At 71.8% G+C, this 21296-nt stretch carries 24 protein-coding genes, 1 tRNA gene and 1 pseudogene; 13 read left to right on the top strand and 13 right to left on the bottom strand.

Annotated features, from left to right (window positions below; all coding sequences use genetic code 11):
* Positions 1 to 94 precede the first annotated feature (94 nt).
* The 3 genes from O7626_RS35160 to O7626_RS35150 are packed head-to-tail and all read left to right on the top strand — an operon-like array spanning position 95 to position 1895.
* The gene (locus O7626_RS35160) at positions 95 to 289 is read left to right on the top strand and encodes a hypothetical protein (protein WP_278066538.1); all 195 of its coding nucleotides are present in this window, start codon (positions 95 to 97) and stop codon (positions 287 to 289) included.
* A complete protein-coding gene (locus O7626_RS35155) occupies positions 286 to 495 on the top strand; it encodes a helix-turn-helix domain-containing protein (protein WP_278065284.1) in 210 nt (69 codons plus the stop codon). Before O7626_RS35160 ends, O7626_RS35155 begins: the two co-directional genes overlap by 4 nt.
* Positions 492 to 1895 (top strand): tyrosine-type recombinase/integrase, encoded by a 1404-nt coding sequence (locus O7626_RS35150; protein WP_278065283.1) that lies wholly within the window; start codon positions 492 to 494, stop codon positions 1893 to 1895. The genes O7626_RS35155 and O7626_RS35150 overlap by 4 nt, the downstream gene beginning before the upstream one ends.
* 123 nt (positions 1896 to 2018) lie before the next feature.
* Here O7626_RS35150 and O7626_RS35145 read toward each other — a convergent pair.
* Positions 2019 to 2105: transfer RNA gene (locus O7626_RS35145), tRNA-Ser, on the bottom strand.
* Between the two features lie 247 nt (positions 2106 to 2352).
* Between O7626_RS35145 and O7626_RS35140 the strand changes: the two genes are divergently transcribed.
* Complete coding sequence (locus O7626_RS35140) at positions 2353 to 3330, top strand: NAD(P)H-quinone oxidoreductase (RefSeq protein ID WP_278065282.1); 978 nt, start codon at positions 2353 to 2355, stop codon at positions 3328 to 3330.
* Here the strand turns inward: O7626_RS35140 and soxR are convergent.
* On the bottom strand, positions 3327 to 3803 hold the full coding sequence (gene soxR / locus O7626_RS35135) for a redox-sensitive transcriptional activator SoxR (RefSeq protein WP_278065281.1): 477 nt from the start codon (positions 3801 to 3803) through the stop codon (positions 3327 to 3329). The two genes, O7626_RS35140 and soxR, sit on opposite strands and share 4 nt — an antisense overlap.
* Before the next feature lie 61 nt (positions 3804 to 3864).
* Between soxR and O7626_RS35130 the strand changes: the two genes are divergently transcribed.
* Together O7626_RS35130 and O7626_RS35125 are read left to right on the top strand one after the other, a co-directional pair.
* Positions 3865 to 4662, top strand: coding sequence for a transketolase (locus O7626_RS35130; RefSeq protein WP_278065280.1), 798 nt, complete (start codon positions 3865 to 3867; stop codon positions 4660 to 4662).
* A 35-nt stretch (positions 4663 to 4697) separates the two neighbouring features.
* Positions 4698 to 5600, top strand: a complete 903-nt coding sequence (locus tag O7626_RS35125; protein WP_278065279.1) for a transketolase — start codon at positions 4698 to 4700, stop codon at positions 5598 to 5600.
* A gap of 124 nt (positions 5601 to 5724) precedes the next feature.
* Here O7626_RS35125 and O7626_RS35120 read toward each other — a convergent pair whose 3' ends face one another.
* From O7626_RS35120 to O7626_RS35100, 5 genes and pseudogenes are all read right to left on the bottom strand, one after another.
* The gene (locus O7626_RS35120; RefSeq protein ID WP_278065278.1) at positions 5725 to 6429 is read right to left on the bottom strand and encodes a glycosyltransferase family 2 protein; all 705 of its coding nucleotides are present in this window, start codon (positions 6427 to 6429) and stop codon (positions 5725 to 5727) included.
* Between the two features lie 250 nt (positions 6430 to 6679).
* Positions 6680 to 8080 carry a HAMP domain-containing sensor histidine kinase gene (locus tag O7626_RS35115; RefSeq protein ID WP_278065277.1) on the bottom strand — a complete coding sequence of 467 codons (1401 nt, stop codon included), beginning with the start codon at positions 8078 to 8080 and terminating at the stop codon, positions 6680 to 6682.
* A complete protein-coding gene (locus O7626_RS35110; RefSeq protein WP_278065276.1) occupies positions 8070 to 8783 on the bottom strand; it encodes a response regulator transcription factor in 714 nt (237 codons plus the stop codon). The genes O7626_RS35115 and O7626_RS35110 overlap by 11 nt, the downstream gene beginning before the upstream one ends.
* A gap of 326 nt (positions 8784 to 9109) precedes the next feature.
* A pseudogene (locus tag O7626_RS35105) lies at positions 9110 to 9529 on the bottom strand (hypothetical protein); the annotation flags it as partial.
* A 59-nt stretch (positions 9530 to 9588) separates the two neighbouring features.
* Positions 9589 to 10788, bottom strand: a complete 1200-nt coding sequence (locus tag O7626_RS35100; RefSeq protein ID WP_278065274.1) for an acetyl-CoA C-acyltransferase — start codon at positions 10786 to 10788, stop codon at positions 9589 to 9591.
* A 218-nt stretch (positions 10789 to 11006) separates the two neighbouring features.
* On the opposite strand from O7626_RS35100, the gene O7626_RS35095 reads away from it, so the two are divergent.
* Positions 11007 to 11477, top strand: a complete 471-nt coding sequence (locus tag O7626_RS35095; RefSeq protein WP_278066455.1) for a PH domain-containing protein — start codon at positions 11007 to 11009, stop codon at positions 11475 to 11477.
* A 97-nt stretch (positions 11478 to 11574) separates the two neighbouring features.
* Here the strand turns inward: O7626_RS35095 and O7626_RS35090 are convergent, their stop codons facing one another.
* The 3 genes from O7626_RS35090 to O7626_RS35080 all read right to left on the bottom strand — a co-directional run bounded on the left by O7626_RS35090 (position 11575) and on the right by O7626_RS35080 (position 13678).
* Entirely contained in the window at positions 11575 to 12486 is a 912-nt protein-coding gene (locus tag O7626_RS35090) for a rhomboid family intramembrane serine protease (RefSeq protein WP_278065273.1), read from the bottom strand.
* Between the two features lie 80 nt (positions 12487 to 12566).
* Entirely contained in the window at positions 12567 to 13097 is a 531-nt protein-coding gene (locus O7626_RS35085) for a peptidylprolyl isomerase (RefSeq protein WP_278065272.1), read from the bottom strand.
* A 257-nt stretch (positions 13098 to 13354) separates the two neighbouring features.
* Positions 13355 to 13678 (bottom strand): hypothetical protein, encoded by a 324-nt coding sequence (locus O7626_RS35080; protein WP_278065271.1) that lies wholly within the window; start codon positions 13676 to 13678, stop codon positions 13355 to 13357.
* On the opposite strand from O7626_RS35080, the gene O7626_RS35075 reads away from it, so the two are divergent.
* Complete coding sequence (locus tag O7626_RS35075; RefSeq protein WP_278065270.1) at positions 13668 to 13997, top strand: hypothetical protein; 330 nt, start codon at positions 13668 to 13670, stop codon at positions 13995 to 13997. The genes O7626_RS35080 and O7626_RS35075 overlap by 11 nt on opposite strands.
* A 71-nt stretch (positions 13998 to 14068) precedes the next feature.
* Here the strand turns inward: O7626_RS35075 and corA are convergent, their stop codons facing one another.
* The 3 genes from corA to O7626_RS35060 form a co-directional block, all read right to left on the bottom strand.
* Positions 14069 to 15220 (bottom strand): magnesium/cobalt transporter CorA, encoded by a 1152-nt coding sequence (gene corA, locus O7626_RS35070; protein ID WP_278065269.1) that lies wholly within the window; start codon positions 15218 to 15220, stop codon positions 14069 to 14071.
* Positions 15221 to 15624: 404 nt separating this feature from the next.
* Positions 15625 to 16719: a PLP-dependent aminotransferase family protein gene (locus O7626_RS35065; protein ID WP_278065268.1), complete on the bottom strand. Its 1095-nt coding sequence runs from the start codon at positions 16717 to 16719 to the stop codon at positions 15625 to 15627.
* 85 nt (positions 16720 to 16804) lie between these two features.
* Positions 16805 to 17197 (bottom strand): CBS domain-containing protein, encoded by a 393-nt coding sequence (locus O7626_RS35060; protein ID WP_278066454.1) that lies wholly within the window; start codon positions 17195 to 17197, stop codon positions 16805 to 16807.
* A 113-nt stretch (positions 17198 to 17310) separates the two neighbouring features.
* On the opposite strand from O7626_RS35060, the gene O7626_RS35055 reads away from it, so the two are divergent.
* From O7626_RS35055 to O7626_RS35035, 5 genes are all read left to right on the top strand, one after another.
* Positions 17311 to 17760, top strand: coding sequence for an NUDIX domain-containing protein (locus O7626_RS35055; RefSeq protein WP_278065267.1), 450 nt, complete (start codon positions 17311 to 17313; stop codon positions 17758 to 17760).
* Positions 17757 to 18647: a hypothetical protein gene (locus O7626_RS35050; RefSeq protein WP_278065266.1), complete on the top strand. Its 891-nt coding sequence runs from the start codon at positions 17757 to 17759 to the stop codon at positions 18645 to 18647. The genes O7626_RS35055 and O7626_RS35050 overlap by 4 nt, the downstream gene beginning before the upstream one ends.
* Before the next feature lie 156 nt (positions 18648 to 18803).
* A complete protein-coding gene (locus O7626_RS35045) occupies positions 18804 to 19535 on the top strand; it encodes a phosphocholine cytidylyltransferase family protein (RefSeq protein WP_278065265.1) in 732 nt (243 codons plus the stop codon).
* The gene (locus O7626_RS35040; RefSeq protein WP_278065264.1) at positions 19523 to 20590 is read left to right on the top strand and encodes an iron-containing alcohol dehydrogenase family protein; all 1068 of its coding nucleotides are present in this window, start codon (positions 19523 to 19525) and stop codon (positions 20588 to 20590) included. Before O7626_RS35045 ends, O7626_RS35040 begins: the two co-directional genes overlap by 13 nt.
* Positions 20565 to 21293 carry a CDP-alcohol phosphatidyltransferase family protein gene (locus O7626_RS35035; protein ID WP_278065263.1) on the top strand — a complete coding sequence of 243 codons (729 nt, stop codon included), beginning with the start codon at positions 20565 to 20567 and terminating at the stop codon, positions 21291 to 21293. The genes O7626_RS35040 and O7626_RS35035 overlap by 26 nt, the downstream gene beginning before the upstream one ends.
* Positions 21294 to 21296 lie beyond the last annotated feature (3 nt).

Raw genomic sequence — 21296 nt, 5'->3', positions numbered from 1 at the left:
CCGTACACCGGGACACGACAGATCTTGGCCCTCCGTGGCTCTCAGCGGCCCGCTATACGCCGTTCTGCGGCGACGCCTCCCTGATCCTCCACAAGTGACCAGCATCGACCGGAAGGCACCCACGATGCGAATCAGGCTGCACGGCACACCCGCTGAAACACACGCAGCACTGACCGCCCTGGCCAAGGTGCTGCACATCCGCTCCGTCTCCCGGCCCTACCCCGACCGCCGATCCCCCATGTTCCAGCGCATCTACCTCGACGCCACCCCGAGGGAGGACGCCCGATGACCGCCCGACCGCAGCGCACCACACCCACCGGTCAGTTACTCACCCTCGCCGAAGTCCTTGACGAACTCCGCGTACCCCGATCCACCTTCTTCCGCTGGAAGGCCACCGGCCGCGCACCCCGAACCATCAAGTACCCCAACGGCAGCCTCTACGTCCGCCGCCGAGACCTCGACACCTGGCTCAACGATCACGAGGAGGCCGCTTGAGTACCTACGACGTACGAATCCACGCGATTCTGACCAATGGCTTGTCCGACAAAAAGAAGTCGTACACAGTGCGGTGGAAGGCTGCCAACAGGCCATTTCGGAAGACGTTTGCCACCCGAGCATTGGCCGAGAGCTTCCGATCGAAGCTGGTCGTGGCCCAGCGCGAAGGAACGGCCTTCGATGAAAAGAACGGGCTACCCGAGCCCATGGCACGCGAACTGAACAGCCGGAATTGGTACGATCTTGCCGTCGCTTTTGTCGACATGAAGTGGTCGCGCGCCGCTGCTACTCAGCGCAAGAGCATAGCCGATGCTCTGACCACTGTCACACTCGCATTGCTCACCACTTCCAGAGGAGCGCCAACCGAAGCAGAGATGCGCCATGCCCTCTATACGTGGATCTTCAACAAGGCGCAACGAGACCGAGACAACGGCGAACCGCCTAGCGAACTCGCTTCAACGGTGCGATGGCTCAAAGCGAACACCCTGCCTCTACCGGAAGTAGCCGATCCGGCAACCGTTCGAAAGACGCTCGATCTACTGACCTGCCGGATCGACGGCAGCCCCGCCGCCGCAAACACAGTGGCAAGAAAGCGTGCAGTCTTTTACGGGGCTCTGAAGTATGCCGTAGAGCTGCGGTATCTCGAATCTCATCCGATGGACTTCGTACAATGGCGAGCACCGAAGAATACCGATCAGGTTGATCGGAAGGTGGTGGTAAACCCCGACCAGGCACGCGCGCTACTCCGGGCGGTACGCAACCGCGACCCGCACTTGGAAGGCTTCTTTGCGTGCATGTACTTCGCTGCTCTACGCCCGTCCGAGGTAATCCACCTACGGGCCGACGAATGCGAGCTACCCGAAGAGGGTTGGGGCTGGCTCCGCCTCAGCGGATCTACTCAGCAGGTAGGCGAGGATTGGAGCGACAGCGGCAAGTCGCTTGAGGATCGTGAATTGAAGCACCGGGCAAAGAAGGCGACGAGGGACGTACCGATCTGCCCGGAACTGGTGAGCATCCTACGTCGCCACCTACGGCAGCATTGTCGAGACGCCACCGGACGGATGTTCAACGCTGCCGGCGCTCGACTGGCCCCGATATCGAAAAGCACGTACCTACGCGCGTGGCGCCAGGCACGAGCGGCGGCCCTGACGCCGGTTCAGCAACGGTCGCCGTTGGCCCACCGGCCGTACGACCTACGCCACGCCGCCGTGTCGCTCTGGCTCAACGCCGGGGTGCCTGCCACACAGGTAGCGCAGTGGGCAGGGCACAGCGTGCACGTACTACTGAAGGTCTACGCGTCGTGCATCGACGGCCAGGATGAGGCCGCACGGAAGCGGATCGAGGGAGCGTTGGGTACGGAGGAGCCGACCGGGGAGACGTCAGGAGGCGCCGACACGTAAACGACACGACCAGTGAGACGCGCCGGTCCCTGGTGAGACAGAGTGAGACGGACTCGCCACCTACAGACACGCCCCCTGACCGGCGTTCGCGCTGGTCAGGGGGCGTTTTTGCTGTCCAGAGAGCGGAGGGCGTGGGATTCGAACCCACGAGGACGTTGCCGCCCTACCGGTTTTCAAGACCAGCGCCATCGGCCACTAGGCGAGCCCTCCCGGGGCCGTGGTCGTCGATGGGACAGCGGTCCACAGCCGTGCCTAGTGTGCCATGACCGCCGGCCGGCCCGGCACGCCCGGCACAGACCGGCAGACCCGGGCGAGAAGACGCAGCACCGGGCCAGCGGAACGCGGGCACCACCTGAACCCCTCCGGACCGTTGCCGAGCCGGAACCCCACGGACGTGTCAGGTGACGGCACCGGGTCGAGGCTTGGGCTGGGGACGAGATCGGGTAAGACTGGACCGGTGAAGGCGATCACGATTCCCGAGCCGGGCGGCCCCGAAGCGATGGTCTGGGCCGACGTGCCCGACCCCACCCCCGGGCCGGACGAGGTGACGCTCGACCTACGCGCCGGTGCGGTCAACCGGGCCGACCTGCTGCAACGCCAGGGCCACTATCCACCGCCGCCAGGCGCGTCGCCGTACCCGGGTCTGGAGTGTGCCGGCGTGGTCAGCGCGGTCGGCGCCGAGGTGACCGGCTGGAGTGTCGGCGATCCGGCCTGTGCGCTGCTCAGCGGCGGCGGCTACGCCGAACGGGTGGCGGTGCCGGCCGGGCAGCTCCTGCCGGTGCCGGACGGCGTCGACCTGGTCGACGCGGCGGCGCTGCCCGAGGTCGCCTGCACGGTCTGGTCCAACGTGGTGCAGCTGGCCCGGCTCGGCATGGGCGAGACGCTGCTGGTGCACGGCGGCGGCAGCGGCATCGGCACCTTCGCGATCCAGCTCGGCACGGCCCTCGGCGCCACGGTGCTGGCCACCGCACGGGCAGCCAAACACGAGCGGCTGCGCGAGCTGGGCGCCAGCGGCGTTGTCGACTACGCCGAGGAGGACTTCGTCGAGGCGACGAAACGGCTCACCGACGGCCGGGGCGCCGACGTGATCCTGGACATCATGGGCGCCTCCTACCTGGGGCGCAACGTCAAGGCGCTGGCCACCGGCGGCCGGATAGTGGTGATCGGGCTCCAGGGCGGACGCAAGGGGGAACTCGACCTGGCCGCGCTGCTGGCCAAGCGGGGCTCGGTGGCCGCGACCGCACTGCGTTCCCGGCCCGCCGCCGAGAAGGCCGCGATCGTCCGGGGCGTACGCGAGGAGGTCTGGCCGCTTGTCGAGTCGGGCGCGATCCGCCCCGTGATCCACTCCCGGATGCCGATGTCCGAGGCGGCCGACGCGCACCGGCTGGTCGAGTCCAGCGACCACGTCGGCAAGGTGCTACTCACGGTCGGCTAGCCACCCGTCAGCCGCTGCACGTCACCGGTCGGCGGGCCGGGCAGCATCCGGCGCGGGCCGGGGCCCTCGGCAGACAGCTCGTCGTCCGGGTTGTAGAGGTTGCAGCTGCGCAGCGACAGGCAGCCGCAGCCGATGCAGTTGGTCAACCTGTCGCGCAGCCGGGTCATCAGCTCGATTCTCTCGTCCAGCCGGCGCCGCCACTTCGCGGAGAGCCGCGCCCAGTCCGCCTTCGTCGGGGTACGCCCCTCCGGCAGCTCGGCCAGCGCCCCTCGGATGTCCTCCAGCGACACCCCGAGCTGCTGCGAGATCCGGATGAACGACACCCGGCGCAACTCGGTCCGGTCGAAGCGCCGTTGGTTGCCGCCGGTACGCCCGGCCCGGATCAGTCCCAGCCGCTCGTAGTAGCGCAGCGCCGACGTCGCCACGCCGGAGCGGGCGGCCAGTTCCCCGATGGTAAGCGTCTCCTGCCGCACCCGATCCCCCTGGTCGGAAAGGTCTTGAGTTGAAGCGCACTTCAACTTGCAGGGTAGAGGCATGACGACCACAGCCACCGCGTCGGGGCGTACCGCGCAGAGCGCGCCGGAGCCGGCCGGACCGTCCGCGTCGCGGCTCCGGCGCTCCGCACCTCCTCCGGGCCGACGGCCGGCAGCAGCGAACAGGCTGCCGGCCGAACTCGGGCCGCTGCTGCGCCGGCTCACCGGCGACGAGAAACACGCGCCAAGCGCGCACTCGACCCTGGACGTGCTCTGGGTGCTCTACGACCGGGTCCTCCGGGTCTCCCCGGCGAGCGTCGACGACCCCGACCGGGACCGGTTCCTGCTCTCCAAGGGGCACGGGCCGGCCGCCTACTACGCGGTCCTCGCCGCCAAGGGCTTCGTCCCGGAGTACTGGCTCGACGACCTGGCCGGCCCGGAGAGCCGGCTCGGGCACCATCCGGACCGGATGCTGGTCCCGGGGGTCGAGATCGGCACCGGTTCGCTCGGCCACGGCCTCGGGCTGGGCGTCGGCACCGCCCTCGGGCTCCGCGCGCAGGGCCTGGCCGAACCCCGGGTGTACGTCCTGCTCGGCGACGCCGAACTCGACGAGGGCTCGAACCACGAGGCGATGGCGTACGCCGGGGCGACCGGGCTGGACCGGCTGACCGCGATCGTCGTCGACAACCGCTCCGCGAGTCACGGCTGGCCGGGCGGGATCGCCAGCCGGTTCACCGTGCACGGCTGGACCGCCGCGACCGTCGACGGCCGGGACCACGACGCGATCGAAGCCGCCCTCGCCGCCGCCCGGCCCCGGCAGCCGCACGTCGTCGTCGCGGTCGTCGACCCGAAGCAGTGACGGTACGACCCGACCACACCGAGGAGTGACCGACCATGCGTGACACCTTCGTCGACACCGCCGTCGCACTGCTGGACGACGATCCGCGTACGGCGGTCGTCCTTGCCGACATCTCCGCGTCGAGCTTCACCGCCGCCACCCGGGCACACCCGGACCGGGTGCTGAACGTCGGCATCCGGGAGCAGTTGATGGTCGGGGTGGCCGGCGGGCTGGCCCTGACCGGACTGCGCCCGATCGTGCACTCGTACGCGACGTTCACCGTCGACCGGGTCTACGAGCAGCTCAAACTCGATCTCGACCATCAGGGGGTCGGTGCCGTGGTGGTGAGCGTCGGGGCGTCGTACGACGGGGCGAGCATGGGCCGGACGCACATGTCCCCGGGTGACGTGGCCCTGCTGGACACCCTCACCGACTGGACGGTGCACGTCCCCGGGCACCCGGCCGAGGTGCCGGGCCTGCTCCGGGCTGCCGCCCAGCACGACGAGCGGGTCTACCTGCGGCTCTCCACCCAGGTCAACGAGGCTCCGCTGCCCCGGGCGGGACGGCTGGCGGTGGTACGCCGTGCAACGCCGGGTGCCGCCCTGGTGCTGGCGGTCGGCCCGATGCTCCGCCCGGTGCTGGACGCGGTCGCCGGGCTGGACGTGACGGTCGCGTACACCCACACGCCGCGCCCGTTCGACGTCGCCGGAGTACGGGAGCTGGTCGCTACGGCCACCGCGACCGGCACCGCCCCGGCGGTGGTACTCGTCGAGCCGTACCTGGCCGGCACATCCGCCGCGCTGCTCTCCGCCGCGCTGGGCGGGGTACCGCACCGGTCGCTCTCGCTCGGCGTGGGCCGCACCGACCTGCGACGCTACGGCGCGCCGGCCGACCACGCCCGGTGGCACGGTCTGGACCCGGCGGGACTACGCCGGTCGATCACCGACTTCCTGGCCTGACTCCCGCCAACGTCCTGGCCTGACCCTCGCGACTTCCCGGGCTGACCCTCGCGAACCTCCCGGGCTGACCCTCGCCACCTTCCCGGGCCGACTCGACTCCCGCCGCCCGAGCGGTTGGCGCCGGTCAGCGCCGGCCGGGGGTGTCCCGGCGGCGGGTGCGCTCCCGGCCCAGGATCCAGAACGCCTCCACTCCGTCCTTCCAGGTGATCTTCTTGCCCTCTTCCCGGTTGCGGGCCCGGTAGCTGATCGGCACCTCGTACGGGCGGATGCGGCGGCGCAGCAGCTTGCCGGTGACCTCCGCCTCCATCCCGAAGCCCCGGGAGCGGACGTCGAGCGAGCGGAAGAGCGCGACCGGCATCAGCTTGAAGCAGGTCTCCAGGTCGCCGATGTAGGAGTTGAACAGCACGTTGGCGGCGGTGGTGACCGCCTTGTTGCCCATCACGTACCAGAAGCTGTAGGCGCTGTGGCTGCCGAATGTCCGATTTCCGTAGACGACGGTGGCCCGGCCGTCCAGCACCGGCGCCAGCAGCTTCGGGATGTCCTGCGGGTCGTACTCCAGGTCGGCGTCGAGGATCACCATGTATTCGCCCTCGGCGTTCTCCACCGCCGTGCGGATCGCCGCGCCCTTGCCGGCGTTGCGGGGATGGGTGATCACCCGAACCCGGGTGTCGTCGACCCGGCCGAGAATCTCTCCGGTACCATCACGGCTACCGTCATCGACCACAACGAGTTCGATCTCGCACGGGTAGTCGACCGCCAGGGCCTGCTTGAGGGCGTCCGCAAGGCGTTCTTCCTCGTTGTAGACCGGCATGAGGATCGAGAGCTTCACGGGGATCTCCACGGTGCCGACGACGGATCGGCCCTAGCCTAGCCTGATAACCGACCCGGGCCGTGCCTGGCATCCGGCCGCCGACCCTTCTTCACGCCGGCCGGTGACCGATTCTCACCGTCATGCCGGTGACCGGACGCCGAGTTTTCCACCGCCACGCCGGCAACCGGACGCTCATTTCCGCTGGCGCCGCGCCGGTAACCGGACGCTTGTTCTCTGCCCGCCGCGCCGGTAGCCGGACGGTGATCTCCTACCGCTGCGCCGGCAACCGGACGGTGAAGGCCGCGCCACCCTCCGGGGCGTGGCCGGCCGTGATCAAGCCGCCCAGCCGGCGCACCAGACCGGCGGCGATCGCCAGCCCCAGCCCGCTGCCGACCTTGCGGACGCCCTGGTAGCGCTGGCGCAGCGCGCCGCGTTCGAAGGCCACCGCGAGGTCGTCGTCGGTGAGTCCCGGCCCGGCGTCGCGGACCTGCAACACCCCGCCGGGCGGCTCACCCGGCCCCGCCGGCCGGACCGCGAGCACGATCACCCCGCCCGGCGGTACGACCCGGAGCGCATTCTCCAGCAGCCCGTCCACGACCTGCCGGATCCGGCCCGGATCGGTGTGCACGGGGGTCGGCCCGGCCGGCGCCTCGACCCGGAGTACGACGCCGAGGGCGGCACACCTGGCACTCCACACCTGCGCGGCGTCGGCGGTCAACTGGTTCAGGTCCACCGGTGCCGGCTCGAGGGCGAAGTCGGCCGCCTCCAGCCGGGCCAGCGACAGCAGGTCGCCGATCAGCCGGTCCAGGTGTTCCGCCTCGGTCTGCATGGTCTGCCCGGCCCGCTGCGCCCCCTCCGGGCCGACCACCCCGTCGGCCAGCGCCTCCGCATAGCCCCGGATCGCGGTCAGCGGGGTACGCAGTTCGTGCGAGACGGAGAGCAGGAACTCCCGCTGCCGCCCTTCGCTCAGGGCCAGCGCGGCGGCCAGCTCGTTGAGCGCGTACGCCAGGTCGGCGGCCTCCTCCGGCGGTTCCACCGGAAGCCGTACCGCCCGGTCGCCGGAGCGTAGCCGGGCCGCCGCCGTCGCCGCGTGCCGGATCGGCCGGGCTAGTCGACGGGCCAGCAGGGCACCGGCCACCACCCCGGCGGCCAGCCCGGCGAGCAGCGGCAGCCAGAGCAGCCCGGCGACGTCTCCCCAGAGTCCGGTGGTGGGCGGCCGGGCCAGCACGATCCCGTTGCCGCCGGGCAGCCAGCGCCCCTCGACCATCGCCGGGTGGCCGTCGACGGGTCGGCGTCCGGAGAAGTTCCGGCCGGCGGCGATCCGGTCGACCAGGTCGGCGGGCAGGCCGGGCCGGTCGGGCCTGCCGGCCCTGATCAGGTACGCGTCGATGCCCTGGTTGCGCAACTGCCGGACGATCCGCTCCTCGTCGGCGGCCCGTCCCCGGTCCAGCCGGTTGCGCAGCGCCTCGGCGGCGAGCCGGGCCTGCGCGGCCAGCGCCTCCTGGGCCTGCCGTTCGGCCGACCGGGCGGCCAGCGGCACGGCGACGACGGCGGTGACGAGGACCGAGACCAGGGCCACCGCACAACTGACCGCCACCGCGCGGGCCGTCAGGGTACGACCGAACCGGCGCGGCCGCTCCTGTCCGTCCTGTGCCGCGTCAGCCGGCACAGGCGTACCCGACGCCGCGATGGGTCCGGATCACGTCGGCGGCCGGGCCGAGTTTGCCGCGTACCTGGGCGACGTGCACGTCGACGGTGCGGGTGCCGGTGTGCGCGGCGTATCCCCAGACGCCGGCCAGCAGTTCCTCCCGGGTGAAGACCCGACCCGGCCGGCCCATCAGGTGCGCCAGCAGGTCGAATTCGGTGGAGGTGAGCTGCACGGGGTCGCCGGCGACGGTGACCTGCCGGCGTACCGGATCGAGGGTGACCGGACCGACTATCCGGGGTTGCTCGGCCGCGTCCGGTGCGCCGCCGGTGCGCCGCAGCACCGCCCGGATCCGGGCCACCAGTTCGCGCGGGCTGAACGGCTTGGTCAGGTAGTCGTCCGCGCCGAGTTCCAGCCCGACGACCCGGTCCACCTCGTCGTCCCGGGCGGTCAGGAAGATCACCGGCGTCCAGTCGCCGGCCGCGCGCAGCCGGCGGCAGACCTCGGTGCCGGAGAGGCCGGGCAGGGCGATGTCGAGTACGCAGGCGACCGGGCGCAGCCGCCGGGCCGCGGCCAGCCCGGCGTCGCCGTCGTGTTCCACGTGCACGCCGTAGCCGTCCCGGCTCAGGTAGAGCCGGACCAGGTCGGCGATGGACCGCTCGTCCTCGACCACCAGGACGAGTCCTCGGCTCGGGGCGCTGCCCGGTTGCGCGCTGTCGACGGCCACCGGTAAATGATCCCCGATCGCCGGCCGGATGCCCCGGCCGGCAACGTTCGGATCCGGTACGGGATCCGGAGCCACCTGCCGGCGGGCGCCACCGCCGGCCTGACCGACGGGTCAGGAGATGTCGGTGAGTTCCAGGCCGCGGGTCGGAGGGCTGCGGCGGGGGTGGGTCAGAGTGCTACGGCGGGACTGAGTCGCGGTGCGCGGGTCGGCGCGGCCAGTCGGGCCGGCGGGGCTGGCGCGACCGTCGGGACTGGGCGGTGCCGGCTGTCCAGCAGGGCCGGGCGGCCGACCGGTGCGGCACACTCCGCCACCCGGGACCGGACCGCCAGCTTCGGCCGGAAGACCTGGCTGAACAGGGCGTCGAGCTGCCAGAGCTGGCTGGGCCGATCGGCCCGGATCAGGAACCGCTCGCGTACGCCGTCGACGGCGGTCGCGGCCAGCTCGACCATCGAGGCCCGGGGGTCGGGATTCCAACTGACGTTGTTGAGGTGCCGCAGCTCGGTGTTGAGGTGCAGCCGCAGCCGGTGCAGCAGCCGGGTCTGCTCGGTCACCACCAGCCGCCGGGTGGTGAGCAGCAGCAGGCAGCCGTTGCTGGGCTGGTCCGGGCGGGTGCATCTGGTCACCAGGACGGTGACGTCCCCGGCCTGCACGCAGTTGCGCAGGAACGGCAGGTGCCGGCTGACCGTCGGGCTGGCCACCCCGGCTTCGGCGGCGGCCGGTAGGAACGTTCGGCTGAACACATCCACGCATCTTCCAACGACATCCCGCCGTGGATGATGCGGCCGAGGAATGGACGAGAATGAGTTTATAGAAGTTCCACGATGGTCGCGTTGGCCATCCCGCCGCCCTCGCACATCGTCTCGAGGCCGTACCGGACGCCGGTGTCGCGCATGTGGTGCAGCATGGTGGTCATGATCCGGGCGCCGGAACCGCCGAGCGGGTGCCCGAGGGCGATCGCACCGCCCCGGGGGTTGAGCCGGGCCGGGTCGGCCTCGGTCTCGGCCAGCCAGGCGAGCGGCACCGGGGCGAACGCCTCGTTGACCTCGTACACCCCGATCTCCTCGATGCCGAGCCCGGCTCGGCGCAGCGCCTTCGCGGTGGCCGGGATGGGTGCGGTGAGCATCATCACCGGATCGTCGGCGGTGACCACGGCGGTGTGGATCCGGGCCAACGGTCGCAGGCCCCGCTTCCGGGCCCACTCGGCGCTGGTGACCGCGAGCGCGGCGGCGCCGTCGGAGATCTGCGAGGCGGAACCGGCGGTGACCACCCCGTCGGCCCGGAACGGCGTCTTCAGCCCGGCCAGCCGTTCCAGGCTGGTGTCCCGGCGGACCCCCTCGTCGGCGACGACCTTGGTGCCGTCCGGCAGCACCACCGGGACGATCTCCGGGTCGAAGGCCCCGGCGTCCTGGGCCGCCGCCGCCTTCTCGTGGCTGGCCAGCGCGTACTCGTCGAGCTGCCGCCGGGTCAGCCCCCACCGCTGCGCGATCAGCTCCGCGCCGACGCCCTGGTTGAACGGCACCGGGTCGTCGGCGGCGAAGCCCGGGGTGCCCCGGTAGCGGTCCCGGACCAGGTCGCCGTAGGGCAGGCCGGTGCCGGGCGTACCGCCGGCCGGGCCGGGCGCGATGCTGCTGCCCATCGGCACCCGGGTCATCGACTCGACGCCGCCGGCCACCACCAGGTCGGCCTGGCCGGAGACGACCGCCGCCGCCGCGAAGTGCAGCGCCTGCTGGCTCGACCCGCACTGCCGGTCGAGCGTGGTGCCGGGCACCGACTCCGGCCAGCCGGCCGCGAGTACGGCGTTGCGGCCGACGTTCCAGGCCTGCTCGCCGACCTGGGAGACGCAGCCCCAGACGACGTCGTCCACCTCGGCCGGATCCAGCCCGGTGCGCTCGGCGAGCGCGGTCAGCACCCGCGCCGAGAGGTCGACCGGGTGTACGCCGGCGAGTACTCCGCCGCGCCGCCCGACCGGGGTACGCACCGCACCGACGATCACCGCGTCCGCCATGTCTACTCCCCAGTAACTTGGCTGACCTCGATAGTACGCGGTCCCGGCTCGACACCACCCTCGGCAGCGCCAGCGGTGCCCGGCGCGAGGTGTAAGGAAGGGCCCCCGCATATCGTTTTCTGTTGTAGCGGGGGCCCTTCCTTACAGCTCGGCGCGGCTGGAGTTGCCCGGGCAGGGCCCGCCCGTGCTCGGTGGGCGACGCTCCGTGTGGCGATGGCATCCTGGGAGTCGTGGACTCCGAACCGGACACCTCCGCCCGGCAGTGGCGGGTCGACCGCGCGCTGCCGGTCTGCAAGCTCGGCGCCGCTGCCCTCTTCGTCGCACTCGGCGTCGCCTTCGCCGACGGCAGTCCGGTACGCCTCGGCGCCGGACTGCTGGTCGCGGCCGTCCTGCTCGGCTGGGGCGTACGGGACCTGGTGGCGCCGGTCCGGCTCGTCGTGGACCCCGGCGGGGTCACCGTGATCCAGGGCTTCGCCGGACGGCGACACATCCCGTGGGCGGAGGTCGAGCGGATCACGGTCGACACCCGTGCCCGGCTCGGACTGTCGACCGAGACGCTGGAGATCGACCGGGGCGCCTCGCTGCACCTGTTCAGCCGGTACGACCTGGGGGTCGCGCCGCACGAGGTCGCCGAGGTGCTGCACGCCGTACGCGCGACCGGCCCGGCCGGCGGCGCCCCGATCCGCTGACCCCGCCCCGAACGGGTCCGGCCGGGAACGCGAGCCCAGTCGGGCAGGAACGGGCGGGTCGGGGAACGGCAACTCAGCCCAGCAGGGCGGCGGGACGTCAGGCGAGCAGGGCGGCGGACTGCATCACGGTCAGGCCGATCAGCACCAGGCCGATGACCGCGCCGCCGCCGAGCTGGAACAGCGTCCGGTGGGCCCGAGGGGCGTAGGCGAGCACCAGGGCCATCGCGGCACCGGCGGTCAGCCCGCCCAGGTGGCCGGCGATGGAGATCCCCGGCACGGCGAAGGTGAAGACCAGGTTGACCACCAGGATCGGGATCACCGACGAGGTGTCCCGACCCAGCCGACGCATGATCACGAAGAGCGCGGCGAAGAGCCCGAAGATCGCCGTGGACGCGCCGACCGTGGTCTTGTACGGCGCGGTGAACAGGTACGCCGCGACGTTGCCGCCGACGCCCGCGACCAGATAGAGCGCCAGGAACCGCAGCGGGCCGAGGGTCGCCTCCAGAGAGCGGCCGAGCACCCAGAGCGCCCACATGTTCATCAGCAGGTGCAGCAGCCCGTAGTGCAGGAACATCGCGGTGAAGAGCCGGTAGTACTCGCCGGCCGCGATGCCCTCCTCGGTGCCGAACGGGCCGAACCAGTCCAGGCCGAGCACCCCGCCCCAGCTGGTCAGCGGGGTCTCCCCGCCGAGCAGGCCGCCGAAGCCCGCTCCGGCCACCGCGTCGCCGCTCCGGGCGGTGTAGATGGAGATCAGGATCAACGCCACGTTTATCGCGATCAGCGTCTTGGTGACGTATCCCCGGCGGCCGGCGGTACCGCCACCGAAGGCGGTACGCGCCGGCCGTTGCCCGCGGCGGCCCTCCGCCACGCACTCCGGGCACTGGTGCCCGACCGAGGCCTCCCGCATGCAGTCCGGGCAGATCGGCCGGTCGCACCGGGTGCACCGGACGTAGGTCTCCCGGGACGGGTGGCGGTAGCAGACCGGTGTGGTCGGCGGAGACTCGCTCATGCCGCTCCTCCGCCACGCCCGACCATCTGCGACCTCCGCCCGCTACGAGTCATGCACGCAAAGGTACCCCGGGATAGACGTCAGCCGTCCTTACGCTCGATCTCGACGCGCTCGATGACCACGTCCTGGACCGGCCGGTCCTGGGCACCGGTCGGGGTGTTGGCGATCGCGTCGACGACCTTCGCCGACTCCTCGTCGGCAACCTGACCGAAGATGGTGTGCCGGTTGTTCAGGTGCGGGGTCGGGGCCACCGTGATGAAGAACTGCGACCCGTTGGTGCCCGGCCCGGCGTTCGCCATCGCGAGCAGGTACGGCCGGTCGAACCGCAGGTCCGGGTGGAACTCGTCGGCGAAGTTGTAACCCGGGCCACCCCGGCCGGTGCCGGTCGGGTCACCCATCTGGACCATGAATCCGCTGATCACGCGGTGCGAGATGGTGCCGTCGTAGTACGGCCCGCTGCCCTGCTGGCCGGTGCGCGGGTCGGTGTACTGCCGGGTCCCCTCGGCGAGTTCCACGAAGTTGCGCACGGTCTTGGGGGCGTGGTTCGGAAACAACTCCAGCCGGATCGGACCGGCGTTGGTGTGCAGGATTGCGTAGGCGGCCTCGGCCACGAGTACTCCTCGATCGACATGCCGCCGGCCGCGAGTTGCCGGCCGGCGGGGCGGTCCGCCGGCCAGGAGGCGCAGGCCGGCGCTGGTAGGTGGTTCTAAGCGGATCCTCCCATGTGCCCGTTCTGGCAGTGCGGGCGCATCCGAGGGTGCAGGATGACGGGGGAACAACACCCAAGGAGGTGGGGACCGGTGTTTGGATTCGGGGGGCGCAGATCCCGCAGGAAGCTCGTCAAGGCCGAACTGGGCGAAAGCCTCGATCACCTGATGCGGGCGGCCACCCACGCGGCGTCCGGGGTCGGGGCCACGGTGGGGCCGCGGGCGTACGCCGCCCGGGCCGTTCTCGGGCCGACCGCGACCAGGGTGCGGACGACGGCGTCGGACGGCTGGGAGTCGGCGGTGACCAGGTTCGCGCCGCTGGCCACGGCCGCCACGGACGGCGCCCGCCAGGCAGGCTCGGTCGCCCGCAGGACGAGGTCGAAGAAGATGAGGGCGATGCGGAAGAAGAACTCGACGATGCGTCGACGCTGGCCGGTCCTGACCGGGCTGCTGGTCGCGGGGGCGGTGGCCGGTGTGCTGGGCACGGCCGCGATGCGGCGGCGCGGGCAGCGCCCGTGGGACGAGTACGACCCGGCGGCGACCCTGGACGCCGTACGGGACGACGCCGCCACGATCATGGGCAGCTCGGCGGGCGGCCCGACCCGGGGCGGCGACGCCGGGCCGAAGTCGGTGCCGACGGAGAAGCCGGACCGTACGGCGACGGCCGGCGAGAAGACCTCGACGGCCGGCGAGAAGATCTCGACCGGTCCGATCACCGACGGGGCCAGGAAGGCGGGCGGGAAGGGCGGCGACAAGTCCGACGGGCTGCTCGGCACCGCCGCCTCGCGCAACAGCGGCAACTAGAGCGGCGGTCGGTTCGCTCGGGCGGCGTGGGGCTTCCGGTCCCACGCCGCCGCCGTACCGGGCCCTGCGGATCAGAGCCAGCGGTTGCGGCGGAACCAGCGGTACAGGCCGAGCGAGATCACCAGCATCAGCGCGAGTACCACCGGATAGCCGTACTTCCAGCTGGTCTCCGGCATGAAGTCGAAGTTCATCCCGTAGATGCCGGCGATCGCCGTCCAGACGGCCGCGATGGCGGCCCACGCGGCGATCTTGCGCATGTCGTTGTTCTGGTCGACCGTCACCTGGGCCAGCCGGGCCTGGAGGATCGAGTTGAGCAGGTCGTCGTAGGAGTTGACCTGCTCGACCGTCCGGGTCAGGTGGTCCTGCACGTCCCGGAAGTACCGCCGGATCTCCTTCGGGATCTCCCGGTTCACCTGGGCGGTCAGCGTCATCATCGGCCGTTGCAGCGGGACGACCGCCCGCTTGAACTCCACCAGTTCCCGCTTCATCTGGTAGATCCGCTGGATCCGGCCGTGCGCCTGCCGGGCGAAGACCTCGCCCTCCAGCAGGTCGAGATCGTCGCCGACCTGGTCGGTGACCTCCAGGTAGATGTCCACCACCCGGTCCATCACCGCGTACGCCACCGCCCACGGCCCCTGCCGGAGGATCTCCTGCCGGGCCTCCAGTTCGGTGCGGACCGGCGCGAGCCGGCAGGCGTCGCCGTGCCGGACGGTGAGCACGAAGTTCGGCCCGATGAAGAGCATCATCTGGCCGGTCTCGATCACGTCGGAGTTCTCGGTCAGCTCGCCGTGCCGGACATACCGGACGGTACGCAGCACCAGGAAGCTGACCTCGCCGAAACGTTCCAGCTTGGGGCGCTGCTCCGCCTTGACGGCGTCCTCGACTGCCAGTTCGTGCAGCCCGTACGCGTCGGCGATGCCGGCCATCTCCGCCTGGCTCGGCTCGTGCAGGCCGAGCCACACGAACGCACCGGCCTGCTGACGGGCGGCGTCCAGTGCCTCGGCATAGCCCAGCTGCCCCGGCTGCCGTACGCCGTCGACGTAGAGCCCGCAGTCGACCACGCCCTGCCCGTCCGGGCGGGAGTTCTCCGGGTTCCGCTGCTGCCCCACCTCGGTGCTGAGCATCCGGGTCACCGCCGCGCGGACCGGGGCGGCCCAGGCCCGGGGTCTCGGCCGGCTGTTCCCACTGACCGCCACTCGCTCGGAATCGGTCTGGTCCGGCATCGCCACCGCCCCCTTTCGGCCCGTTCGGGTGCGCGTTGCAGCGTACGCCGCCGATGCCGGGGGCCGGACATGTCGCGGATCACCCCTGGTCGCACGGCAGGTGCGAAGGTCCGTCTCGGAAGGCGGGGCGGAAAAGTGGTGCCGGGTGGACCGTCCACGTCGGGGGGTAAGGTGCGGACGGCCCACCCGGCACCGTTGGGGGCGGGGGTTCTGCTCTGGCGCACCAACCACGGCGGAAGCCCGCCGTCCCGGGGCCGGGGCGGGGGTCTCGACGCGAGTGGCGCTCGCAGCATTGTGGGCCGGCTACCGGCGCGTAGGAAGCCCTGAATTCGCCGACGACCACTATTGTCAAATATCTGACAATAGTCTTCCGACCTACAACAGACCTGCAATGGAGGCTGCGGCTACTGGCGTACCGCCCGGACCGCGTCGGCGAGTCGGCGGACCCCCTCGTCGATCTGGTCGACCGTCACCCCGGAGTAGGCCAGCCGCAGCGCGTGCCGACCCCCCTCCACCAGGAAGTCGCTCCCCTTCACCACCGTGACACCCCGCTCGGCCGCCGCCGGCGCCAGCGCGTCCACGTGCACGCTCTGCGGCAGCTCGATCCAGAGGAAGTAGCCGCCGTTCGGCTCGGTGAACCGGGCGTCCGGGATGTGCTCGCGCAACGCCGCCGCCAGCCTGGCCGCCCGCTCCCCCAGGGCGGTGCTGACGGTCCGGATCGAGCGCTCCAGGTCGCCGTTGACACAGAACTGGTAGACGATCGCCTGGGCCACCAGGCCGGGCGAGATGTAGAGGTTCGTCGCCTCCCTGGCGACGTGCGCGATCAGCGGGGCGGGGCCGACCAGGTAGCCGACCCGGACCCCGGGGCAGACCGTCTTGGTGAAGCTGGAGGCGTGCACCACGGTGCCCTGCCGGTCCAGCGAGAGCATCGAGGGCAGCGGCTCACCCCGGAACCGGACGTCCGCGTACGGGTCGTCCTCGAAGATCGTGAAGTCGTACTCGGCCGCGAGGTCGAGCAGCGCCTGCCGCTTCTCCAGCGACAGGGTCACCCCGGCCGGGTTCTGGAAGTTGGGGATGATGTGCGCCAGCTTGGGGCGTACCCCGGACTCCAGGAGCTTGCCCAGCTCTTCGGTGTCCACCCCGTCCGGCGCGATGGTGACCGGATGCAGCTCGCCGCCGAGGTTCTGCAGGTTCAGCAGGGTCCGGTCGTAGGTCGGGCGCTCCACCACGACCGCGTCACCGGGGCGCACCAGGTGCTGGAACAGGAACGCGTCGGCCTGCAGCGATCCGTTGGTGACCAGAACCTGGTCGACGTCGACGCCGTGCTTGTCGGCGATCCACTTCCGCAAGGGTGGGTATCCGACGGATGTCCCGTACCCGGTGATGCCGGCCGGGTCGGCGTCGAAGGCGCGGACGGCCGCGGCCTTCAGCCCCTCGACGTCGACGATGTCCAGCGACGGCGCCCCACGGGCGAAGGAGATCAGTTGCTCGACAGTCATGACTACCCAGCGTACGGGCGCCGAAAGCGTCCCGGGCGCAGGCACGACAATGTCCGTATCTTGGGCGGACCCCGCCCGGCCGGCGTCAGATCGAGGCGACCGCCGGAGCGCCCACCCAGACCCGGACGATGTCCCGAACCGAGATCATCCCGACCACCTCGCCGTCGTCCAGCACCACCAGATGCCGGAAGCCGCCCCGGGACATCGCCTCGGCCGCCTCGTGCACGGTCCAGTCCGGCCCGGCGTAGACGGCGTCCCAGGTCAGGTGGGCAGCGGTGCGCTCCACGTCGACGTCGAGACCCGCGCCGACGGCCTTGAGCACGTCGCGTTCGGTGATGATGCCGACGCCCTCCGAGTCGGGGTCGACGACCACCGCGGAGCCGACGCCCCGCCCGGCCATCATCTCGGCGGTCTGCCGGAGAGTGTGCTCGGGACCGACCACCAGGACGTCCCCGGACATCGCTTCACGTACCCGCATCATTCATCACGTCCTCATCGACGGAGATACCGGTAGGGACAGACTGGACGCCGTACCGCGGAAGTACAAGCCGGCCGTACGGGTGGCGGGACCGGGGTGGCTAGTCTCGACGCGTGTCCACAGAGCCCCTACGCTGCGCCGGAGCCCTGATCGTCGACGACGAGGGCCGGATATTCATCCAGCGGCGGTCCCCGCACCGGAAGCTCTTTCCCAACACCTGGGACATCGTCGGCGGTCACCTCGAACCGGGCGAGACGGTCGAGGAGGCGCTGTTCCGCGAGGTCACCGAGGAGACCGGCTGGACCGTCTCGCTGGTGCTCGGCACCGTCGGGGAGTACCGCTACACCCCCGACGACGGCGTCGAACGGATCGAGACCGACTTCCTCGTCCGGGTCGACGGCGACCTCGACCGCCCCCGGCTGGAGGCGGGCAAGCACACCGAGTTCCGGTGGCTCGCCGAGGACGAGGTCGCCCTCCTCGACGAGCACCGGGACGTCAACGACGGGCTGATCCGGCTCATCGCGGAGGACGGCTTCCGCGCCCTGCGCCTGATCGGCCTGTGATCGACCCGGTCCCGCTCGCCCCGCACCAGGCCGCCGCGCTGGCCTGGCCAGCCGTCGACCGGGTCTTCCGGGCCGTCCTGGCCACCGCCCGGATCCGGGGCGGCGCCGAACTGGTGCAGAGCTACGGCGGGCCGGCCGCCACCGGCTTCCTGGTCGACTTCCGGACCAGGCTGGCGGCCCCCGGCGGCACCGTCGACCGCACCGGGCTGGCCGCCCTGTTCCGCTACGGCGACCCGGCCGAGTGCCAGCGGGCGCTGGACAAGCAGGTCGCACACGGCATGCTGCACCGGCTGCCGGACGGCGGCATCCTGGCCACCGAGCGCGGCCGGGCCTTCCTGACCGACCTGTTCGCGCTGCACGCCGAGCTGACCGACGAGATCTGGGCGGCACACCCCGAGCGGGTACGCCGGCTCGCCGGCACCCTCGGCCGGCTGCTCTCGGCCGCACTCGCCGACCCGGGCACCGCCGCCGCCCCGGCCGCCGGTGCCGGTGCCGAACTCGGTCCCGGTGCCGGTCCCGACCATGGCTACGGCCGCCTGCCGCCCTCGACCGGTGGGACCGAGCCGGCCGACACCGCCGGTGTCCAGGGGCCGACCGACGGCCGGGCGTTCGAGGCGATGGCGCCGCCCTACGAGCCGGACGGCACCCCGCCGGGCGTACTGCTGCTCAACCGGCTCGGCGTGCTGCGCTACCACCGCGCCGACGCGCACGCCGCCGCGTGGCAGGCCGCCGGGCACACCGCCCGGAGCATCGTCGAGTTGGCGGCGGGACCGGAACGGCTCGCCATCGAGCTGGAGACGGACCGCCGGGCGGCCGGGCCGTACGCCGTACTGACGCCGCCGGAGCGGCTCCGCCTGCTCGCCGACCTGGCCGCCCTGCCCGGGTGACCCACCCCGGTCCGGTACCGCCCCCGGTGGGTCGTCGCGTCCCCTTCACCCAGGGTCACATCGACCCGGGTTGGCCCGCCGTTCGCCGGGAATTCGTACTCCGGACACGCGGCGCTATCCTCCGTGCGTCGGACGTGTCGCGAGGAAGGACCCGGAATGATCGGTGTGGTACTGGCCGCAGGGGCGGGTCGCCGGCTGCGGCCGTACACGGACACCCTGCCCAAGGCGCTCATTCCGGTCGACGGCGAGACCACGATCCTCGACATCGCGCTGCGCAACCTGGCCCGGGTCGGGCTGACCGACGTGACCGTGGTCGTCGGGTACGCCGCCGAGGCGGTCCGGGCCCGGCAGTCCGCCCTGGAGGACCGGTACGGCGTCACGCTCACCCTGGTGCAGAACGACCGGGCCGAGGAGTGGAACAACGCGTACTCGCTCTGGCTGGCCCGGGAGCACCTCGCCCAGGACGCGCTGCTGGTCAACGGCGACACCGTGCACCCGGTCGACGTGGAGCAGACCCTGCTCGCCGCCCGTGGCCCCGGCATCCTGCTCGCGGTCGACACCGTGAAGAAGCTCGCCGAGGAGGAGATGAAGACCGTCTTCGACGACTCCGGCCAGCTCACCCGGATCAGCAAGCTGCTCGACCCGGCGCAGGCGTACGGCGAGTACATCGGGGCGACCCTGATCGAGGGCCGGATCGCCGGTGAGCTGGCCGACGCGCTGGAGGCGACCTGGCGGCGCGACCCGAACCTCTACTACGAGGACGGCTACCAGGAGTTCGCCCGGCGCGGCGGCGAGGTCCGGGCGGCACCGATCGGCGACCTGCCCTGGGTCGAGGTGGACAACCACGAGGACCTGGCCCGAGCCCGGGAGATCGCATGCCACTACTAGCCCGTACCGTCAACACCCCGCTGGTGATCGACGTGCGCCGCGGCGCGGTCGCGGACCTCGGCGGGCTGCTGGCCGACCGGCGGATCTCGGCCGGCGGCGAGGTAGCCGTGGTGGTCGGCCCCGGGCAGGGTGAGCGGATCGCCGAGCTGTGCCGGCCCGGCCTGGGCAACGCCGACGTCTTCACGGTGACCGGCGGCACCCTGGACGCCGCCCAGGAACTCGGCGACCAGCTGCGCCGCCGCTCCTACGACGCGGTGGTCGGGATCGGCGGCGGCAGGACCATCGACACCGCCAAGTGGGCCGCGTCGCGCTACGGCATCCCGATGGTGTCCGTGGCGACCAGCCTGGCGCACGACGGGATCGCCTCGCCGACCGCGTCGCTCGACCACGACGGCGGCAAGGGCTCCTACGGGGTGCACATCCCGATCGCCATCGTGGTCGACCTCGACTTCGTGGAGAACGGCCCGGACCGGCAGACCCAGGCCGGCATCGGGGACGCGCTGAGCAATCTCAGCGCGGTCGCGGACTGGGAACTGGCGCACCGGGTACGCGCGGAGCCGATCGACGGACTCGCCGTGACGCTGGCCCGCTCCGGGGCCGAGGCGCTGGTCAACCACCCGGGGAAGATCACCGACGACGCCTTCCTGACCACCCTCGCCGAGGCGCTGATCCTGGGCGGGATCGCCTCCTCGATCTGCGGCTCGACCCGGCCGGTCAGCGGCGGCTGCCACGAGATCTCGCACGCGCTGGACCGGCTCAACCCCGGCACCGCCTCGCACGGCGAGCAGGTCGGGCTCGGTGCGCTCTTCTGCACCTACCTGCGCGGCGACCTGGAGCGGTTCGGCCAGCTCGCCTCCTGCCTGCACCGGCACGGCCTGCCGACCACCCCCGCCGAGCTGGGGCTCGGCGACGACGAGTTCGTGGCGGCCGTCGGGCACGCCCCGAGCACCCGGCCGGACCGGTACACCATCCTCGAACACCTCGACCTGCCTGCTGCGGCGATCGCTGAACGGCTGGCAAACTACGTCGATGCAATCCGTGAACATCTCGGCTGACCTGGTGCCCCCGCCGACCGCCGCCGACTTCTACCGGGTCAACCGGGGCGGTGGCCTGTTCAGCGAGGCGATCAGCCAGCGGATCGGCGCCGCCCTGGCCCTGGCGGCGCACCGGACGGGACTGCCGCCCACCGCGCTGACCATGGCCAACCTGGTGCTCGGGCTGGCCGTCTCGGTGACCGTGGTCACCCTGGCCGGGCCGGTCGCCGCCGGGGAGGTGCCAGCCTGGCTGGTCGGGCTGGCCGCGCTGCTCGGCTGGCAGTTGGCGTACGCCCTGGACTGCGCGGACGGCCAGCTCGCCCGGGTCACCGGTCAGGGCAGCCCGGCCGGCGCCCGGGTGGACGTGCTCTGTGACGTGGCCGCCCAGATCGCCCTGGTCACCGCGCTGTCGGCGACGGCGGTGGCGCAGCGGCCGTCGGCTCCGATCTGGCTGGTCGCGGCGTTCGCCGGCACCTGGATGGTCAACCTGGTGACCTCGGTGATGGCGGCCGGCCCGAACGCGGCCAGCATGGTCACCTCGACCTCGCTGCCGGTACGCCTGGTGAAACTGATCCGCGACTACGGCGCGGTGATCTTCCTGGCCGGGCTGGTGCTGATGGTGGTGCCGGAGTGGACCACCTGGCTGATCGCCGCCTTCACCCTCGTCAACGGCGGCTTCCTGCTGGCCAGCATCGCCTTCTCCGCCCGCGCCTCACTGCGCTGAGGG

Source organism: Micromonospora sp. WMMD1102 (genome assembly GCF_029626265.1).
In the GTDB taxonomy this organism is placed as follows: domain Bacteria; phylum Actinomycetota; class Actinomycetes; order Mycobacteriales; family Micromonosporaceae; genus Plantactinospora.
The sequence above is the reverse complement of the archived record's forward strand: the minus strand, read 5'-3'. Positions and strand labels throughout refer to the sequence as shown.

What these genes read in the sequence shown, in the direction of transcription:
- O7626_RS35155 (WP_278065284.1), top strand. Translation starts at nt 286, where the DNA reads ATGACCGCCCGACCGCAGCGCACCACACCCACCGGTCAGTTACTCACC.
- O7626_RS35130 (WP_278065280.1), top strand. Translation starts at nt 3,865, where the DNA reads ATGACGACCACAGCCACCGCGTCGGGGCGTACCGCGCAGAGCGCGCCG.
- O7626_RS35125 (WP_278065279.1), top strand. Translation starts at nt 4,698, where the DNA reads ATGCGTGACACCTTCGTCGACACCGCCGTCGCACTGCTGGACGACGAT.
- O7626_RS35100 (WP_278065274.1), bottom strand. Translation starts at nt 10,788, where the DNA reads ATGGCGGACGCGGTGATCGTCGGTGCGGTGCGTACCCCGGTCGGGCGG.
- O7626_RS35090 (WP_278065273.1), bottom strand. Translation starts at nt 12,486, where the DNA reads ATGAGCGAGTCTCCGCCGACCACACCGGTCTGCTACCGCCACCCGTCC.
- corA (WP_278065269.1), bottom strand. Translation starts at nt 15,220, where the DNA reads ATGCCGGACCAGACCGATTCCGAGCGAGTGGCGGTCAGTGGGAACAGC.
- O7626_RS35065 (WP_278065268.1), bottom strand. Translation starts at nt 16,719, where the DNA reads ATGACTGTCGAGCAACTGATCTCCTTCGCCCGTGGGGCGCCGTCGCTG.
- O7626_RS35060 (WP_278066454.1), bottom strand. Translation starts at nt 17,197, where the DNA reads ATGCGGGTACGTGAAGCGATGTCCGGGGACGTCCTGGTGGTCGGTCCC.
- O7626_RS35045 (WP_278065265.1), top strand. Translation starts at nt 18,804, where the DNA reads ATGATCGGTGTGGTACTGGCCGCAGGGGCGGGTCGCCGGCTGCGGCCG.
- O7626_RS35040 (WP_278065264.1), top strand. Translation starts at nt 19,523, where the DNA reads ATGCCACTACTAGCCCGTACCGTCAACACCCCGCTGGTGATCGACGTG.
- O7626_RS35035 (WP_278065263.1), top strand. Translation starts at nt 20,565, where the DNA reads ATGCAATCCGTGAACATCTCGGCTGACCTGGTGCCCCCGCCGACCGCC.